1 pseudogene is annotated in these 548 nt (G+C 28.3%); it reads left to right on the top strand.

What is annotated here, in order from left to right:
- Positions 1-147 precede the first annotated feature (147 nt).
- Positions 148-548 (top strand): annotated as a pseudogene (locus CQA44_RS12285) (hypothetical protein); the annotation flags it as partial.

The following is a 548-nucleotide window of genomic DNA, read 5'->3' as shown; positions in this document are numbered from 1 at the left end:
GATAGGAATAAATAATAAAGAGATGATTAAAGATAGGGTAAAGGCAATAAATTGTAAATAATGAAAAACAAAGAGATGATTAAAAGATAGGTAATAAATGAAAAATAAAGCAATGATAGATAATAAAAATAAAAAGGGTAAGGTAAAATGAAAATCTTTATTTTTATAGTAGTGAGTTTGGGTATATTATTCTTTCTTTCTTCTTGTGGATTACTTTATACAACTAAATATGATAAAGAAGCATTTAAATTCGCAGAGGAGTATGGGGGAATCTATGTCTTTAATAAAGAATTTAGAGATGAGATAAAGAAGAGAGAGAAAGAAAGAGAAGAAGCTGAAGAAAAAGCAACAGATGAAGTAATGCAAAGAGTGAGAGAGAGAAAGGAGAGAGGCGAAACTAAAGAAAAAGTAACAACAGGTGATACTTTTGAGGAAAAAATGAAAGCTATTGATAAAAAATACCCTAAAACTCTCTCTAATGGTTGTAAGTATTTTGCAGGAATTGTTAGTGATCGTGGTGATAAATTTGAACCTTATAAACCTTATTA

It is taken from the genome of Helicobacter sp. MIT 14-3879, from assembly GCF_003364125.1.
The sequence above is the reverse complement of the archived record's forward strand: the minus strand, read 5'-3'. Positions and strand labels throughout refer to the sequence as shown.